General features: G+C 46.9%; 16 protein-coding genes and 2 riboswitches. Of the genes, 8 read left to right on the top strand and 8 right to left on the bottom strand.

The window, feature by feature from the left end; genetic code table 11:
* Window positions 1–34: 34 nt before the first annotated feature.
* A complete protein-coding gene (locus ABD980_RS11055) occupies window positions 35–1,723 on the top strand; it encodes an FMN-binding glutamate synthase family protein (protein ID WP_345371717.1) in 1,689 nt (562 codons plus the stop codon).
* Window positions 1,724–1,751: 28 nt separating this feature from the next.
* On the opposite strand, the gene ABD980_RS11050 is transcribed toward ABD980_RS11055, so the two are convergent.
* The 3 genes from ABD980_RS11050 to ABD980_RS11040 form a co-directional block, all read right to left on the bottom strand.
* Window positions 1,752–3,326 carry a phospholipase D family protein gene (locus ABD980_RS11050; protein WP_345371715.1) on the bottom strand — a complete coding sequence of 525 codons (1,575 nt, stop codon included), beginning with the start codon at window positions 3,324–3,326 and terminating at the stop codon, window positions 1,752–1,754.
* Between the two features lie 107 nt (window positions 3,327–3,433).
* On the bottom strand, window positions 3,434–3,754 hold the full coding sequence (locus ABD980_RS11045; RefSeq protein WP_300648068.1) for an SMR family transporter: 321 nt from the start codon (window positions 3,752–3,754) through the stop codon (window positions 3,434–3,436).
* On the bottom strand, window positions 3,751–4,101 hold the full coding sequence (locus ABD980_RS11040) for a DMT family transporter (RefSeq protein ID WP_300648066.1): 351 nt from the start codon (window positions 4,099–4,101) through the stop codon (window positions 3,751–3,753). The genes ABD980_RS11045 and ABD980_RS11040 overlap by 4 nt, the downstream gene beginning before the upstream one ends.
* 117 nt (window positions 4,102–4,218) lie before the next feature.
* On the opposite strand from ABD980_RS11040, the gene ABD980_RS11035 reads away from it, so the two are divergent.
* The gene (locus ABD980_RS11035) at window positions 4,219–5,136 is read left to right on the top strand and encodes a LysR family transcriptional regulator (RefSeq protein WP_345371713.1); all 918 of its coding nucleotides are present in this window, start codon (window positions 4,219–4,221) and stop codon (window positions 5,134–5,136) included.
* A gap of 45 nt (window positions 5,137–5,181) precedes the next feature.
* Here ABD980_RS11035 and ABD980_RS11030 read toward each other — a convergent pair whose 3' ends face one another.
* Genes ABD980_RS11030 through ABD980_RS11020 form a run of 3 tightly spaced genes read right to left on the bottom strand, consistent with a single transcriptional unit; the run spans window position 5,182 to window position 7,280 of the window.
* Window positions 5,182–5,556, bottom strand: a complete 375-nt coding sequence (locus ABD980_RS11030; protein ID WP_300648062.1) for a DsrE family protein — start codon at window positions 5,554–5,556, stop codon at window positions 5,182–5,184.
* Between the two features lie 18 nt (window positions 5,557–5,574).
* Window positions 5,575–5,928 (bottom strand): DUF5368 domain-containing protein, encoded by a 354-nt coding sequence (locus ABD980_RS11025; RefSeq protein ID WP_260649669.1) that lies wholly within the window; start codon window positions 5,926–5,928, stop codon window positions 5,575–5,577.
* An 11-nt stretch (window positions 5,929–5,939) separates the two neighbouring features.
* Window positions 5,940–7,280: an NAD(P)/FAD-dependent oxidoreductase gene (locus ABD980_RS11020; protein ID WP_345371711.1), complete on the bottom strand. Its 1,341-nt coding sequence runs from the start codon at window positions 7,278–7,280 to the stop codon at window positions 5,940–5,942.
* Between the two features lie 113 nt (window positions 7,281–7,393).
* On the opposite strand from ABD980_RS11020, the gene ABD980_RS11015 reads away from it, so the two are divergent.
* Window positions 7,394–7,588 carry a YgaP-like transmembrane domain gene (locus ABD980_RS11015; protein WP_260649671.1) on the top strand — a complete coding sequence of 65 codons (195 nt, stop codon included), beginning with the start codon at window positions 7,394–7,396 and terminating at the stop codon, window positions 7,586–7,588.
* A 120-nt stretch (window positions 7,589–7,708) separates the two neighbouring features.
* Window positions 7,709–9,055, top strand: coding sequence for an alanine/glycine:cation symporter family protein (locus tag ABD980_RS11010; RefSeq protein ID WP_345371708.1), 1,347 nt, complete (start codon window positions 7,709–7,711; stop codon window positions 9,053–9,055).
* 58 nt (window positions 9,056–9,113) lie between these two features.
* Here ABD980_RS11010 and ABD980_RS11005 read toward each other — a convergent pair whose 3' ends face one another.
* A complete protein-coding gene (locus tag ABD980_RS11005) occupies window positions 9,114–9,371 on the bottom strand; it encodes a hypothetical protein (RefSeq protein ID WP_260649673.1) in 258 nt (85 codons plus the stop codon).
* 2 nt (window positions 9,372–9,373) lie between these two features.
* Window positions 9,374–9,440: riboswitch (SAM riboswitch) on the bottom strand.
* Between the two features lie 18 nt (window positions 9,441–9,458).
* Window positions 9,459–9,553: riboswitch (SAM-I-IV-variant riboswitch) on the bottom strand.
* A 196-nt stretch (window positions 9,554–9,749) separates the two neighbouring features.
* Here ABD980_RS11005 and ABD980_RS11000 point away from each other — a divergent pair.
* Complete coding sequence (locus ABD980_RS11000; RefSeq protein ID WP_345371705.1) at window positions 9,750–11,069, top strand: ferredoxin reductase family protein; 1,320 nt, start codon at window positions 9,750–9,752, stop codon at window positions 11,067–11,069.
* 17 nt (window positions 11,070–11,086) lie between these two features.
* On the opposite strand, the gene dtd is transcribed toward ABD980_RS11000, so the two are convergent.
* Window positions 11,087–11,527, bottom strand: coding sequence for a D-aminoacyl-tRNA deacylase (gene dtd, locus ABD980_RS10995; RefSeq protein WP_345371703.1), 441 nt, complete (start codon window positions 11,525–11,527; stop codon window positions 11,087–11,089).
* Between the two features lie 134 nt (window positions 11,528–11,661).
* On the opposite strand from dtd, the gene fdnG reads away from it, so the two are divergent.
* Genes fdnG through ABD980_RS10980 form a run of 3 tightly spaced genes read left to right on the top strand, consistent with a single transcriptional unit; the run spans window position 11,662 to window position 16,270 of the window.
* A complete protein-coding gene (fdnG, locus tag ABD980_RS10990; RefSeq protein WP_345371701.1) occupies window positions 11,662–14,724 on the top strand; it encodes a formate dehydrogenase-N subunit alpha in 3,063 nt (1,020 codons plus the stop codon).
* A 9-nt stretch (window positions 14,725–14,733) separates the two neighbouring features.
* Window positions 14,734–15,636: a formate dehydrogenase subunit beta gene (gene fdxH, locus ABD980_RS10985; RefSeq protein WP_345371699.1), complete on the top strand. Its 903-nt coding sequence runs from the start codon at window positions 14,734–14,736 to the stop codon at window positions 15,634–15,636.
* Window positions 15,629–16,270 carry a formate dehydrogenase subunit gamma gene (locus tag ABD980_RS10980; RefSeq protein ID WP_260649678.1) on the top strand — a complete coding sequence of 214 codons (642 nt, stop codon included), beginning with the start codon at window positions 15,629–15,631 and terminating at the stop codon, window positions 16,268–16,270. Before fdxH ends, ABD980_RS10980 begins: the two co-directional genes overlap by 8 nt.
* The last annotated feature ends 23 nt before the right edge of the window (window positions 16,271–16,293 follow it).

The raw sequence follows: 16,293 nt of genomic DNA, 5'->3' as shown, positions 1-16,293 counted from the left end.
GGTTATTTTGATTTTTGTCCAGCTGGAGAGATTTATGCAACGTCTACTCACCCGCTATACGGCGTTTTATGTGGTGCTGTTCGCTGCGGTGGTGTTTAGCTTATTAGCCTTACAAAACGCCTGGTGGTGGGTGCTAGCCCTGCCTTTTATCGCATTAAGCTTGCTTGGGGTGGTGGATTTAACCCAAACCCGTCATGCGATTCGTCGTAATTATCCGGTAATTGGCAACTTACGGTTTTTCTTTGAGTTTATTCGTCCTGAAATCCGGCAGTATTTTATGGAAGGGGATGATCAAGAGCTGCCTTTTTCACGCGCAGATCGCTCTCTTGTGTATCAGAGAGCCAAGCAACAAGAAGACAAGCAACCATTCGGTACCAAACAGGATGTTTACAGCACAGGCTACGAGTGGATTAACCATTCTATGCTTCCCAGCCAAATCAAAGACATTAACTTTAGGATTACGGTTGGGGGGCCGGACTGCACTCAGCCGTATTCCCTGTCAGTATTTAATATTTCTGCCATGAGCTTTGGGGCATTGTCTGCAAATGCAGTATTAGCACTAAATCGTGGCGCAGTATTAGGTAATTTTGCTCATGATACGGGCGAGGGGGGGATCAGTCACTACCATAAAAAATATGGTGGCGACTTAATTTGGAATATTGGTTCTGGGTACTTTGGTTGTAGGGATGAAAAAGGGCAGTTTTCTCCCGAAAGGTTTGCCGAGCGAGCACGGCAACCTCAAGTCAAAATGATCGAGATTAAGTTGTCTCAGGGGGCAAAGCCCGGGCAGGGGGGGATTTTACCGGGGGCTAAAGTCACCCCTGAGATTGCCGCCGCGCGTGATGTTCCCGTATGGCAGGATTGTATTTCCCCGCCTCAGCATAGTGCGTTCAAAACGCCCGTGGAATTATTGCAGTTTGTCGCGCAGCTGCGTGAGCTTTCTGGTGGGAAGCCGGTGGGAATTAAGCTAACCATTGGTCATGCTTGGGAATGGTTTGCCATCGCTAAAGCCATGCTTAAAACCGATATTACCCCTGACTTTATTGTGGTAGATGGGGCAGAGGGCGGCACAGGCGCATCCCCTGTTGAGTTTATGAATCACGTCGGGGTGCCCCTATTAGAAGGCTTGCGCTTAGTACATAACACGCTGGTGGGGATAGGCATGCGCGAGCGCATCAAAATTGGCGCCTCAGGAAAAATCATCAGTGCGTTTGATATGGCTCGGGTGATGGCTTTGGGGGCAGATTGGTGTAACAGTGGGCGTGGCTTTATGTTTGCTATTGGGTGTATTCAGGCCTTAACCTGTCATACTGGTAAATGCCCGACAGGGGTAACCACGCAAGATCCACTTCGCCAAAAAGCCTTGGTGGTGTCGGATAAGTCATTACGCGTTGCGAGCTACCACAACAATACGTTAAAAGCATTGGCCGAGCTTTTGCGTGCGGCAGGGTTGACTCATCCATCTGATTTGCGTCCACACCATATTGCGCGCCGTATAGCAAATGGCGAGGTACGTGTATTATCTGCGTTATTTCCGGATTTGGAAAAAGGCGAATTATTGCGCAACGAGTTCCGGCAAACGGTGTTTAGAATGGGTTGGCCAATGGCAAACCCGGACTCTTTTGAGCCCGAATATAGCTTAAGTGCCGCCATGTCAGGTCTAACCAATACACAACTACCTCAAAAAAACGAGGCGGCTGAACCCGTACAAACCAATATTTAAATAAAATAGCCCATGGGTGGAAGGCGATTTAGAGCATCCATTCGATGGGCAGCTTGGACATAAAACGCATCCACCAGCGGCTAAATAGGCTTGTGCCTGGCTCAGTGGTGTGCGTTATTACCGAACCATCTTCCTCTTGTTCAAGCCATATTAGCTTGTTGTGTTCATTGAGCGCTAAACGATAGCTAGAATAAGGGATACGCTCGGAAAATAAACGGGAAATTTCTTGCGCTAACGTAGGGCTATGGATCACAAACCCGAGTTCGGTATTAAGGTTGGCCGAGCGTGGATCAAAGTTAAATGAGCCAATAAACACACGCTCCCCATCCATGGCAAAGGTTTTAGCGTGTAGGCTGGAGCCAGAACTGCCAAAAGGATTTTTGCCCTTTTTGTTTAAGTTACCAGACGAAAGTTTTTTCAGCTCATAAATTTCTATACCGGCACGGAGCATGGCTTTACGTCGTTTGATATAACCGGCATGAACCGCCGCTACATCCGTGGCTTCGTATGAGTTGGTTAGTATACGAACTGGAATGTTTTTTTGGCGCAAACGCTCAAAACCGCGCACACCGGTTTTTGTTGGGACAAAATAAGGCGAGATTAAATCAACTTGTAGCGCTGGGGTACCAATAGCATGGTGCAACTGGTAGGACAGCATTTGCTTAGCGTTGGCTTTACCCTCGGCTTTAATGGGATCGTCACTGACCATTTCGGTTTTGACCCACTCTACGTCAAGACGCTGCTGCAGTAGTTCTTGGACTAGCTCGGTATCACGTAAAACATGTAAGTAGCGCTGTGTGCGATCTGGGTTTTGTTTAAGCACCTGACCTAGATCCAGGTCATCAAGGGTATCGGTAGGTTTGAGCTTGACGATTTGGTCAATAGGGTAGGCCAACGGGCTAGCCCAGTAGCGATCAAAATCGTAAGACACGTCTTGTACCACGGCGCCAAAGGCTAATACGTCTAAATCCGCAAACAAGGTTTGATCCGTAGCACCAAAATATTCGTCACCAATATTACGTCCCCCTACCACCGTGGCCATATTATCCACTGTAAAAGACTTATTGTGCATGCGGTGATTTAAGCGGTAAAAATCGGTCAGATAACCAATAGCTTTGGGGCGGCGTATGACAAAAGGGTTAAATAAACGCACCTCAAAATTGGGGTGCGTATTCAGCAGAGCGAGCTCACGATCAAGCTTGCGGATCCCATTGTCATCGAGCAAAAGGCGAACACGTACCCCTCTCTCCGCCGCATTGTGCAGGTTCTGTAAAAGCATCATTCCGGTAGTGTCGGCACGCCAAATGTAATATTGCACATCTAGGGATTTTTCTGCAGCATGAATCAGCAAAGCACGTACGGCAAAAGCATCATGCGCATCGGGTAACGCTCGAACACCGCTCAGGCCAGGGTGTGCATTAATTAAAGGTTGTAGCGCTTGCCCAAGTCGAGTGTTAGCCGCCTCTTCGGCTGAAATGGCTTGACTAGGAGTGCGTTCAGACAAAGGGGGTAAAGCGCAGCCAGAGATAAACGCTACCGAGGCACAGATAGTGGCAAGGCGGTGTTTATAAAAAGCAGGTAACAGCGGTCGTCGATGAAACATAACTATCAGCCAAGAAGAGAGGGTGTGGTTTTAGATCATAAACGAAAAAAACCGCCTAGATAAGAAATCTAGGCGGCTTAGGCGTAACCATCATGTTTTTGTGAAAATTAACCATCAACTTGCATTAATAGGATGGCTAAAATTAAAAGCATAATCCCAAAGACAATAGTACGATTCATGGGTTGGTCTAAAAACCACCATGTGGCTAAAGCGGTTCCAGCAATGGATAGCACCCCCCAAGCTGTATACGCCACAAAAAGAGGCATACCTTGAACGGCAATAGCTAAAAGAGCAAAAGCCGCCATAATCAGTACAATAGCGGCGACGCCCCAGACTTTCTTTTTAAAGCCGTTTGAGATAGCCAAAGCCAGATTGGCTAACACATCTAGCACGACAGAGCTCAATAAGAAGGCAAAGTGAATGCTCACACAGCCTCCTGTTCAAGTTCCTCTTCTTGTTGGTAGCCACGATGAATGACGGCAATCCCGATCAAAGACAACACAATACCTGTTGCTTGAATCATGGAGATTTGCTCTTGCAGCCACAAATAAGAAACAAAAGCGATCAGCACCATGCCTATACCTTCCCACGCGGCGTTAGCAAAAGTAACGGGTATACGTATGGTGGCTCGACTTAAAAACAGATAAGATAGACCGACTGCCAACATGGCGATGATAGTACCAGCGAGTAAATATCCTTCGCTGACAAAAACCTTCATGAGTGAAGTGCCAACTACTTCACCTACAATTGCGAGTGTCAAAAAGACCCAATGCATAAAAATCGTTCGGTTTAGAACGCTCCATATAATAAACACCTCTTTATGGTATAAGGTTTTTATTACAGTACCAAATCACTGAGAGACAAAATTTTTGACGGCGGAGCCAGGGTTCGGATGCGTATAGAACATATTGAGTATTTTGTAGCCACAGCTCGATTAGGCTCCATTGCTAAAGCTGCACTTTCATTAGGGCGTAGACGTAGCACAGTTAGTATGGCGATTTCCGCCTTGGAAGATGAGCTAGGCGTAAAATTATTTGAACGTACTGGAAATAGCTTGCAGCTTTCTGCCATAGGAGAAAGCATTCTGGATGATTGCCATCGGCTCTTAAGTCTGAGTTTGGGTATTAAGCAACGCTGCTTAATTGGTGATCATACACAGCGTCAAGAGTTACGAATTGGCCGAGATGATGCGTTATCTGAAGCCTTTTGGCGGCATATTATTTTACAGCTACGGCAGCGCTATCCCCACTTAAGTCTAAGCATGCGTTTTGCTTCCTCTGATGAGTTGCCCGATTTAGTCCGTCAACAACAATTGGACATTGCTTACGGCATTTCAGAAAATTTATATGATCCGGCCGATGGTTTGCACCGTCGGGTGTTAGGCAGGGTAGTGATGCGTATGATGATTGCTCATGATCACCCTTTAAGTCGTCTCCAGCATGTCACAGATACCGATTTACGCTCGCTGGCGCAAATCACCTATATGGATAGTTCTAATCAGGAGCGATTTCATCTGGAGCATGTAGGCAGTGAGCGCATTGCTTTAAGTAGCTTTGAGCTAGTGCGAGATGCTATCCGAGATGGGTTAGGCTGGGGCTACGTGCCTGAGCCTTTATTGCAGTTAGAGCAACGGGATGCTCAAGAGCTGACCACTTTACGTCATGGGCTGATGGTAACGGGTTATCCGTATTTGGTTTATAGCCGCGAGGTATTAGTTGCGGCGGGGCCGCAAAAAAACTTGTTGTCAGAAGTGAATGAATTGGTAGCAGCAGCGATGTTAGAGATTAGCTCCGAGTCCTTATTACGCTGATGTGGTAACGCGACAGGGTTGAGCCACTGTCGCGTTAAATAAAGTTTAGGCGATTTGTAATGTGCCTTTAGCATTCATGGTGAGATCAATCACATCACTGGCCGTAATGCAGAGGTATTGTGGGTCTAAATCGGCTTCGCTCATGTTGTTATGTTTCATGCATGAGCTGCATACAGCGATTTTCCCACCTAGACTCAGGTATTCCTCCAGTAAATCTTTAGCGGGTTTAAAAGCCGGGCCAATATCAATAGGGTCGGTGGCATTGGGCTTACCCAGTAAAACGGCATCAGCCATCAAAATAATAGTGCAGCTATGACCTTTGCGTGCAGCATTCACAGCCATGGTCAGCCCAATGGTTATTTTGCTTAGGTCGCCTTGGGGACCATCAAATAACGTAGCAACAAAATCAGTGGTTTGCATAAAAATTCCTAAATAGTATTAACGAGAGCAAGAGTGCGGTTTGAGCCAACCGCTAAGGGTATAGCTTAAAATGGTTGTTCCAATTAGACCAAGCCCAAAGACGCCGGCAATTAACAACCAGTCGATGGGGCCGGCTGCATCGGTAAACCCTGATGAGGAGACTTTGGCCATTAGGATTAAGGCTAACACACCGCCGACGAGCCCTATTAATTGAGAGTTAACCAAACGTTGCGATACGATGTGTTTTTCTTTTAAAAGTAGAGCGATAAACGCAATGGTCCCGCCGATTACAAGCAGTAACAAAACCCAAAGCATTGGGCCTAACATTTCTTGAAACACAGCGATAAAGACAAAGGGGTCAAGAGATTGCATAGCGGTCTCCTTTACGCGCGTCCGCGCAACATACTGATATAAGTAGGCTTGAGTGCCATAGTTTTCATCACCCAGCTTACCCATAATTCCTCTAAGGGGGCGATAATGCCGGGAAAAGAGGGAGCAAGATTGTTGTGGTAATCAAACTCGACCAACATGGCACGCCCTAAGCGGGTAATCATGGGGCAGGAAGTATAGCCATCATAAAAAGCGGTCGAAACAGTACCTTGGATATCGGCAATTAAATGGTCTATGGCGACGGGAACTTGCCACTTAACGCTGGCTGCCGTCTTGCCTTTAGGAACACCAGCAATGTCGCCCACAGCAAATACATTCGGGTAGCGGGTATGGCGTAGGGTATTTGGGTCGACCTCGACCCAGCCATCTCGAGCCCAAGGACCGGATTGCCATGGGAGCGGACTGTGCTGTATTGCAGAAGCCGCACGCATGGGGGGAATTACGTTAATAAAGTCATAATCAAGTGTTATAGGGCCATCAGGAGTGGTAAAAGTGGCGATTTGTTTATCAATATCTATAGCGGACAGCATGCGTTGGTAATGCATGGCAATATTGCGCTCTTCAAAGAGCATACGGACTTTTTCATGCACAATAGGAACGCTAAATAAAACGTGGTTGTTCGAGTTATAAATAAGCTGGGCTTTGTCTCGATGGCCTCGACGGACTAAATGGTCTTCGCAGATAAAAGTGTATTTAAGTGGTGCGCCGGCACATTTCATTTCGGTATCAGGACGTAAAAAAACACCTATGCCCCCTGTATCGGCAAACTGATCGAGAAGCTCCCACGTAGCTTGTGCTTTTTCGGGGCTATGATACATGCTACCGAGCCCAAGAGTGCCAATGCGCGAAGTGTCCATGCCCTCAATGGCGTCATAATCTAGCTGCAAGCCGGTGGCCACAATTAAATAATCATAAGGCAGTTTTTTTCCACTTTGTGTGGTGATGTGATGCGCCTCGGGGTCAAACTCCGCTACGGCCTCGTTAATGAGATTCACATTTTTCGGCACATATTGTGCGGTGCGGCTTTGTACATAAGAGGCGGGTTTAATCCCCGCCGCCACAAGAGTAAAACCCGGCTGATAGTAGTGGGCTTGGCGCGCATCAACCAGCGTGATCGTTGCGCCTTCTAGGCGTTGTGCTAGCTGATTGGCAGCGGTCAAGCCGGCGGCGCCTGCTCCGGCGATCACAATGCGTGCTTGGGTAGGGATTTTTTTTGGCGTGTGTGCCTCTGCTTTTTGAAAAAGAAGCGTGGAGCTGCTCGCCGTTAATGCACTCAATTGGAGAAAGGTGCGGCGATTCATGCGTTGAAGAGTGGGAGGAGTTAGCTGAGACATTGCTTTCCTTTAGGCCAGACGATCATAAATAATTAAACTATTTATATATATTGTTTATATATTATATATTAAGATATAATGATGGGTGTTAGCTTTTTTCTAAAGGGATGATTATGAAAAAGAATGTAGGTGGTATTGATAAGGTCCTGCGTATTTTAGTGGGGGTTGTATTGCTGCTTTTAACTTTTACTGGCACGATTGGCTTATGGGGCTGGATTGGCGTAGTGCCTTTAGTTACGGGTTTAATGGGTTACTGCCCTTTGTATCCTTTGTTGGGGCTTAACACTTGTCCGTTAAAAAATAAATAACCACAATCGTTTTCTTCTTACGTCAAAAGACTGCTGTATGCAGTCTTTTTTTTCGTGTCTAAAAGGGGTAGTATCGATGGTTTATTTGGTGGCCTACAGCAAGGCGTAAGGAGAAAACGCATGGAAAAGCTCATTGAATGGATACATGCAATTAATGCGATTGCATGGGGATCACCCATGCTGATGTTATTGGCGGGAACAGGTTTGTTTCTTACTGTTGGCTTAGGTTTTATGCCGCAGCGTAAACTGGGCTATGGGTTCAGAATGCTCTGGCAAGGGCGACGTAGCACAGAGCAGGGGGATATCAGCCCTTTTAATGCGTTGATGACCGCCTTGTCTGCCACGATTGGTACTGGGAATATTGCAGGGGTTGCGACAGCTATTTATTACGGGGGACCAGGCGCGATTTTTTGGATGTGGCTTATCGCACTCATTGGTATGGCGACAAAATTCAGTGAGGCCGCTTTAGCCGTGCATTTTCGTGAAGTTGATAAAAATGGGCATTATGTGGGTGGCCCAATGTATTACATTCGTAACGGCCTTGGGAAAAACTGGAAATGGTTAGGGGTGATTTTTGCTGTTTTTGGAATGTTGGCCGGTTTTGGTATAGGTAACAGTATTCAAGCAAACTCAGTAGCGGATGTGATGCAGTCTACGTTTAGCGTTCCACCTTTGTTCAGTGGTTTTATCATTGCTGGGCTGGTTGGGTTGGTACTGCTAGGGGGTATTAAGCGCATTGGCGAGGTGGCCGGTAAGCTCGTTCCGGTGATGGCGCTATTTTATGTAGGTGGCGGTTTATTAGTATTGATATTGCATATTGATCGCATCCCCGAAGCGGTGGGGCTAATTCTTTATCATGCTTTTAACCCTACAGCAGCCAGCGGTGGTTTTATGGGTGCCACGGTGTGGGCAGCCATCCGTTTTGGTGTGGCTCGCGGGATTTTTTCCAATGAGGCTGGGCTGGGAAGTGCACCCATTGCGCATGCTACCGCGCAAACGGATAGTCCTATTCGTCAAGGCACGGTCGCCATGTTGGGGACGTTTTTAGACACAATCGTTGTTTGTACTATTACCGCTTTAGTGATTGTGGTGACAGGCGCATGGCAAAGCGGGGAAAATGGAGCCACTTTGTCCGCCTATGCGTTTTCTCAGGGGCTAGGAGAAATTGGGCGTTACATTGTGAGTATCGGTGTTGCTCTTTTTGCTTTTACTACTATTATCGGGTGGAGTTTTTATAGTGAGAAATGCGCACAGTTTTTGTTTGGGGAGAAATCCAATCTACCTTTTCGCTTGATTTGGGTGGTGGTCATTCCTATTGGGACATGGCCTGGTATGGACTTAGCCAGTTTATGGCTAGTGGCAGATACGTTAAATGCGTTAATGGCGGTGCCGAATCTTATCGCATTGTTATTGCTTAGTCCGGTTGTATTTAAACTGACCAAAGCGTATTTTTCTCAGCATCACTAAAACCTAGTAAAAAGCTCGGTAATATGCCGAGCTTTTTACTTAAGAAACGTATTCGGTATTAGCGGTAGCGATTAATAATACGCTGTTTGCAAAGCTCTGCCACCATAGGCTGAATTTTTTCTAATAAGCTCAAGCATGTGTTTTGACCAATGCTACGCCATGCGCCCGAGGGACGTGGGCCAAATAAAGAGGGGGCGTCTGGTTGAAACGCGCCGATAAATTGGTTGCTATCCACATGGGTAATGTGCATATAGCTGGATCCAGGAACTACGCTTCCCGTAAACGTTTGGCCATCGATTTCGAACTGATAAGACATGGTATTTCCTTTTTAGCTCTTTAGCACCATGCAGGGTGAGCAAGTCGGTATAAAAAACCCATAAAAAAAGCCCGCAACAGCGGGCAGCGATATCCCATTGGTTGCGTAATGCCGCATTATTTGTCCACCTTGTGTGGGTCACAGGTTGGCATGGGGGGTAACCCCAACTCGTAATGCATAAAAACACTATAACGGTAAATAAAACCGGTTGTCAAGCGTAGGTGTCATCATACTGCTGGCTATATTGTAAATAATAATTGTTTTTATTATTGTTTTTTTATCTGGAATTAAAGTTGTTTGATAATTTAATTCATGATGTATTCATGAGAGATGAGGTATCTTTGTAAAATAATAAATAGTTATTTTAAGGCTGATTAAATGAAAAAGGTTCTCATCGCTTTTATTGCTTTATTTAGTATTTTATGGGCCTTGGACGCTTTTATGCATCCCATTGCAGGTGGTGATTTATTATGGCAGTGGCGAAATTATCTCTTGTATTACACCGGTGTTGTTTCATTTGCCTTAATGGGATTAGTAATGCTTTTGGCGACACGTCCTGTATGGGCGGAGCGTTGGGTAGGGGGCATGGATCAGGTCTATCAGCTGCATAAATGGGCAGGGATTTGGGCTGTTTTATTTGCGGTGAGTCATTGGTTAATTAAATTATCAAAGCCTCTTATTGTTGCTTTGATTGGTAATGCCAACCGAGCTACTAAAACCCCATTGCTTTCTTTTTTTTCTGACTATAAATCGTTAGCTAAGTCTCTTGGGGAATGGGCAATATATGCTGCTATTATTATGCTGGTATTGACGCTTTGGCGCTCTTTCCCCTATAAGTTTTGGCGACATTTGCATCGTATTATGCCCGTGTTGTTTTTAATGGTGGGCTTTCACGCGTTGGTTTTAATGCCGTTGTCATATTGGACACAACCCATAGGCTTTGGGCTAGTGACGATGTTGGGGTTGGGGCTATATGGTGCATGGCAGGCTCTAACCCAGCGAATAGGGATGAAACATCGTTATTTAGCGCAGGTTGTTCAGTGCGAGCTGGGCCAAGATCAGGTCTTATTTTTGCGTGCGCAAGTTGATGCGCGTTGGCCTAATCACCAGCCAGGGCAGTTTGCTTTTATTTGTTTTGATCGCCAAGAAGGGGCGCATCCTTTCACGATCGCAAGTGCTCCACATGCTGATGGTCATATTGATTTTCGTATTAAGGCGTTGGGCGACTATACGCAGAAAATGGCAGCAAAGATGCGTCCTCATATGTTTTTTGAGATAGAGGGGCCGTATGGTCAGTTTGCATTAGATCGTATTAACCTTCAGCGCGAGCAAATTTGGATTGCCGGCGGCATTGGTATTACCCCATTTATTGCTTGGCTAGAAGCTTTGATCATGCAGCCTCAAGCGGTGACTGCTCAGTTGCACTATTGTATTGATAGAGCCGAGGACAGCGCAGCCTGCCATTATTTGCAGCAATTAGCGGCGCAGTTACCTACTATTCACTTATCAATCCATGAGAGTGCTAAAGGGCAGCGCTTAACGCCCGAACTACTGATGTCAACCATGTCTACCACACAAAACTATGAGCTTTGGTTTTGCGGCCCCACAGGCTTGTTGCACGCGCTTGAAGCAACACTAAAACAAAACTTTGATCGTGAGCAGCTCACTATTCATAGCGAAGCGTTCCAAATGCGATAATGAGAGTTCGTTAGTTGTCAATTGATATGCAGAGGAATTGTTACCGGACCATCATTAATAAGATGGACCTGCATATCCGCACCAAACTGTCCCGTTTCCACGATAGGGTGGATCGCCTTGGCTTGAGTAACAAACAAATCAAATAGTGCTTTGGCTTGGGCGGGTGGGGCGGCCTGGGTAAAGCTAGGTCGATTCCCACGACGGGTGTCTGCGGCTAGGGTAAACTGGCTTACCAGTAAAAGTCCCCCACCAATTTGCCCAATATTCTGATTCATTTTTCCGTCTATATCACTAAAAATTCTTAAAGAGATAATTTTTTGCAACATTTTGTCAATTGTTGCGGGGGTGTCTGTGGGCTCAGCACAAGCAAAAACCAAAAGCCCTGCACCGATTTCCCCAGTAAGTCTTTCATTTATCATCACTTTTGCTTTTTTTACGCGTTGCACTAGACAAATCATCGTTATATACCTTGCTTTATATGGTGTTGTAGACATTAAGGGTACAATAAACATAATGTGACAGACTTCGTTACAGCGAACAAAACCTGTCTGTCTCGGAATGTATTATTGATTACCTTTGTTGGAGAGCGTCCATGAATAACATGAGTCGGCGCCAGTTTTTTAAGGTAACAGGGGGAACACTAGCCGGGTCAAGCTTGGCCATGCTAGGGGTAGCACCAACGCCTGCCGTAGCAGCGGCGCGTCAATACAAATTGACACGCATGGTCGAAACCCGCAGCACCTGTCCTTATTGTTCGGTAGCCTGTGGAATTTTACTGTATAGCCTAGGTGATGGCGCGATGAACGCCAAACCAAGTGTTGTGCACATCGAAGGGGACCATGATCACCCTGTTAACCGCGGGACACTCTGTCCTAAAGGTGCAGGTTTGGTTGATTTTATCCACAGTCCGAACCGTCTTAAATATCCCGAGTACCGCGCGCCCGGTTCCGATACGTGGCAGCGTATCTCTTGGGATGAGGCCCTAACCCGTATCGCTAAACTCATGAAAGAGGACCGCGATGCCAACTTTGTGGAAAAGACGGATGACGGCAAAACCGTAAACCGTTGGACAACCACAGGTATGCTTGCTGCCTCTGCCAGTAGTAACGAGGTGGGTTACATCACCCACAAAGTAGTTCGTACGCTGGGGATGTTGGCATTCGATAACCAAGCACGCGTTTGACACGGTCCGACGGTGGCAGGTCTTGCCCCGACGTTTGGCCGAGGTGCGATGACGAACCATTGGGTCGACATCAAAAACGCCGATGTGGTCTTAATTATGGGCGGTAACGCAGCAGAAGCTCACCCTTGCGGGTTTAAATGGGTTACTGAAGCCAAAGCTCATAACAATGCAAAACTGATTGTGGTTGATCCGCGCTTTACACGCTCTGCTTCTGTGGCGGACTTGTACGCGCCCATTCGTACCGGAACCGATATTGTGTTCTTGGGCGGTGTGATCAAATACTTATTAGATAACGACAAAATCCAACACGAGTACGTGCGTAATTACACGGACTTTAGCTTTGTGGTGCGCGAAGATTTTGACTTCGAGGACGGGATTTTCTCCGGCTATGACGAGGAAAATCGTACGTATAACAAAGACTCGTGGGATTATGAGCGTGACGAAGACGGTATGGTTGTGGTGGACCGCACTCTACAACACCCTCGTTGCGTTTATCAGCTATTGAAAAAACACTACGAGCGCTATACGCCAGAAATGGTGAATCGCGTCTGTGGTACGCCGATTGATAAATTTAATCAGGTCTGTGAGCTGCTCGCGTCTACGTCAACCCCTGATCGTGCGGGGACGATTTTGTATGCGCTTGGTTGGACACAGCACTCGATTGGCTCCCAAATCATTCGTACAGGCGCCATGATGCAGTTGTTACTAGGTAACATCGGTATCGCGGGTGGTGGTATGAACGCGTTGCGTGGTCACTCCAACATCCAAGGCCTAACCGACTTGGGTTTAATGTCAAACTTGCTGCCTGGCTACATGACGTTGCCAAACGAGGCCGAGCAAGACTTTGATGCCTATATTGCGGCGCGTGCGCCTAAACAGTTACGTCCTAACCAGCTTAGTTACTGGAGTAACTACAAAAAATTCCACGTCAGCTTGATGAAAGCCTGGTGGGGTGATCATGCACATGCTGACAATAACTTTGCTTTTGATTATTTGCCAAAGCTCGATAAGCTGTACGATATGCTACAGACCTATGAGCTCATGAACCAAGGCAAGGTCAATGGCTACATTTGTCAGGGCTTTAACCCATTAGCCGCAGCACCGAACAAAGCTAAGCTACTCAAAGGCTTCTCTAAACTAAAATACATGGTGATCATGGATCCATTAGTGACAGAGACCTCTGAATTCTGGCGAAATGTTGGTGAGTACAACGATGTAAAAACTGAAGACATTCAAACAGAAGTCTTCCGCTTGCCTACCTCTTGTTTTGCAGAGGAGGAAGGTGCATTGGTGAACTCAGGTCGATGGTTGCAATGGCACTGGAAAGCGGCAGAACCCCCAGGGGAAGCCAAAACCGACATTGAAATCATGGCGCTGCTTTATCAAAACATCCGTGCGCTTTACGAAAAAGAGGGCGGGGCATACCCAGATCCAATTCTGAATCTGTACTGGCCTTACTCTAACCCAAATCACCCAACCGCCGAAGAGCTAGCCAAAGAGCTAAACGGTCGTGCTTTGGTGGATTTACGTAATGCCAATGGTGATATTATCCGCAAAGCGGGTGAGCAGCTTTCTGGCTTTGGTGAGATGCGTGATGATGGCTCTACCTTAGGTGGTTGCTGGATTTATGCAGGTTCCTGGACTGAAGCCGGCAACATGATGGCACGTCGCGACAATAGCGATCCGACTGGCGTGGGTCAAACCCTAAACTGGGCTTGGGCATGGCCAGCTAACCGTCGTGTGCTTTATAACCGTGCTTCGTGTGACCTGGACGGTAAGCCGTTTGATCCAACGCGTTCATTGATCCATTGGGATGGTAAAAAATGGACAGGGGCGGATGTGCCTGACTTTAAGGCCGATGAAACCCCACGTGATGGAATGGGGCCATTTATTATGAACCCCGAAGGCGTGGCCCGTTTCTTTGCACGCAAAGGCATGGCCGAAGGTCCATTCCCCGTTCACTACGAACCCTTTGAGACCCCGCTTGGCTATAACCCATTGTTTAAAGACAATGATAAAGCTACAAGCAATCCTGCCGCACGCGTGTTTAAAGACGACTGGGCACAGTTCGGAAAATCCGATCAGTTCCCTTATGTGGGCACCACATACCGTCTAACCGAGCATTTCCATTACTGGACTAAGCACGTGCAGCTCAACGCGATCATTCAGCCGCAGCAGTTTGTGGAGATTGGAGCAGAGCTAGCGGGAGAACTGGGCATCAAAGAAGGCGATACGGTAAAAGTTTCCTCCAATCGTGGCTATATCAAAGCCAAGGCGGTGGTCACTAAGCGTATTCGTGGTCTAGATATTGATGGCAAACGGGTACATCAGATTGGTATCCCCATTCACTGGGGCTTTGCTGGGATTACTAAACCCGGGTTCTTGGCGAATACACTGACTCCTTTTGTTGGAGACGGTAACTCGCAAACCCCCGAGTTCAAATCCTTCTTAGTCAACGTGGAAAAGGTGTAAGGAGTCATCATGGCATTAGAAGCAATGGACATTAAACGTCGCTCGGCGACTACTACTCCTTCGCCTAGCGTTCGTAAACCTATCGCTGCCACCGAGGGCGTTGCTAAATTGATCGATACATCCAAATGTATCGGCTGTAAAGCATGTCAGGTGGCCTGTATGGAGTGGAACGACCTACGTGACGAAATCGGTCATAACGTTGGGGTGTATGACAACCCAGCAGACTTGACCGAAAACACGTGGACGTTGATGCGTTTTGCAGAGCACGAAAAAGACGATGGCGATCTAGAGTGGCTCATCCGTAAGGATGGCTGTATGCACTGTGAAGACCCAGGCTGTTTAAAAGCCTGTCCTTCACCGGGCGCTATTGTTCAGCATACCAATGGTATTGTGGACTTTAACCAAGCCAACTGTATTGGTTGTGGTTATTGTGTCACAGGCTGTCCTTTTAATATTCCTCGGATATCTAAAGAGGACAATAAAGCCTACAAATGTACGCTGTGTTCTGATCGTGTTGCTGTAGGACAAGAGCCCGCTTGCGTAAAAACCTGCCCTACCGGTGCAATTATGTTTGGTACCAAAGAGGAAATGAAACAACATGCTGCAGAGCGTGTCGTGGATTTGCAATCGCGTGGTTACCAAAATGCGGGCTTGTACGATCCGCAAGGTGTGGGTGGAACGCACGTGATGTATGTATTGCATCACGCGGATCAACCCGAGCTTTACAGCAACTTACCTAAGGACCCGCAAATCAGTCCGATGGTGTCTTTCTGGAAAGGCCTAGCTAAGCCTTTTGGCGTGGCAACGATGGCATTAACCGCATTGGTTGGATTTATCCATTACATGCGTACTGGTCCAGTTGAAACCACCGAGGACGATGAGCGCGCAGCCAAGGAGGAAACCCATGTCTGATCCTAAAAAATACACGATTGTTCGCTACACTCCGAGCCAGCGCATCAATCATTGGATCATTGCTATTAGCTTTGTGCTGTTAGCGGTTTCCGGTTTGGCGCTGTTTCATCCCGCTTTTTTCTGGATGACGAATCTGTTAGGTGGTGGCCCGTGGACACGCATTTTGCATCCCTTTATTGGGGTGGTGATGTTTGTCAGTTTCTTTGCTTTTGCTATTCGTTTATGGCGTTTTAACAAAATAACGAAAAAAGACAGAGAATGGCTGGCAGCCATGCCTAAAGTATTAAAAAATCAATCGGAAGGTGTACCGGATACGGATCGCTATAATGGCGGTCAAAAGGTACTGTTTTACGCTTTGATTATTTTAATGCTTGGCCTGATGGCTTCAGGTATCGTGATGTGGCGTGAATACTTCTCGCACTTATTCAGTATTGATATGGTGCGTTTAGCTTCTTTGCTACATGCTTTCTTTGCCTTCTTGCTAATTTGTGCCATTATTGTGCACGTCTATGCAGGTATCTGGGTCAAAGGTTCTATGCGTGCAATGACGCGTGGTACTGTTAGCCCCGGATGGGCGTGGAAAAATCACCGCGATTGGTACCGTAAAATCGTACGTGGTTCTAACGCAAAATAAGCGTTTCTCTTAGTTTTACACCA

Source organism: Paenalcaligenes hermetiae (assembly GCF_039543645.1).
Classification (GTDB): Bacteria; Pseudomonadota; Gammaproteobacteria; order Burkholderiales; family Burkholderiaceae_B; genus Paenalcaligenes; species Paenalcaligenes hermetiae.
Note: the sequence above shows the minus strand (reverse complement) of the source record. Positions and strands in the feature narration are given on the sequence as shown.

Bases quoted from the DNA above. Each gene is read 5' to 3' on its own strand.
- ABD980_RS11055 (WP_345371717.1), top strand. From the start codon at position 35: ATGCAACGTCTACTCACCCGCTATACGGCGTTTTATGTGGTGCTGTTC.
- ABD980_RS11050 (WP_345371715.1), bottom strand. From the start codon at position 3,326: ATGTTTCATCGACGACCGCTGTTACCTGCTTTTTATAAACACCGCCTT.
- ABD980_RS11040 (WP_300648066.1), bottom strand. From the start codon at position 4,101: ATGCATTGGGTCTTTTTGACACTCGCAATTGTAGGTGAAGTAGTTGGC.
- ABD980_RS11035 (WP_345371713.1), top strand. From the start codon at position 4,219: ATGCGTATAGAACATATTGAGTATTTTGTAGCCACAGCTCGATTAGGC.
- ABD980_RS11030 (WP_300648062.1), bottom strand. From the start codon at position 5,556: ATGCAAACCACTGATTTTGTTGCTACGTTATTTGATGGTCCCCAAGGC.
- ABD980_RS11025 (WP_260649669.1), bottom strand. From the start codon at position 5,928: ATGCAATCTCTTGACCCCTTTGTCTTTATCGCTGTGTTTCAAGAAATG.
- ABD980_RS11020 (WP_345371711.1), bottom strand. From the start codon at position 7,280: ATGTCTCAGCTAACTCCTCCCACTCTTCAACGCATGAATCGCCGCACC.
- ABD980_RS11015 (WP_260649671.1), top strand. From the start codon at position 7,394: ATGAAAAAGAATGTAGGTGGTATTGATAAGGTCCTGCGTATTTTAGTG.
- ABD980_RS11010 (WP_345371708.1), top strand. From the start codon at position 7,709: ATGGAAAAGCTCATTGAATGGATACATGCAATTAATGCGATTGCATGG.
- ABD980_RS11005 (WP_260649673.1), bottom strand. From the start codon at position 9,371: ATGTCTTATCAGTTCGAAATCGATGGCCAAACGTTTACGGGAAGCGTA.
- ABD980_RS11000 (WP_345371705.1), top strand. From the start codon at position 9,750: ATGAAAAAGGTTCTCATCGCTTTTATTGCTTTATTTAGTATTTTATGG.
- dtd (WP_345371703.1), bottom strand. From the start codon at position 11,527: ATGATTTGTCTAGTGCAACGCGTAAAAAAAGCAAAAGTGATGATAAAT.
- fdxH (WP_345371699.1), top strand. From the start codon at position 14,734: ATGGCATTAGAAGCAATGGACATTAAACGTCGCTCGGCGACTACTACT.
- ABD980_RS10980 (WP_260649678.1), top strand. From the start codon at position 15,629: ATGTCTGATCCTAAAAAATACACGATTGTTCGCTACACTCCGAGCCAG.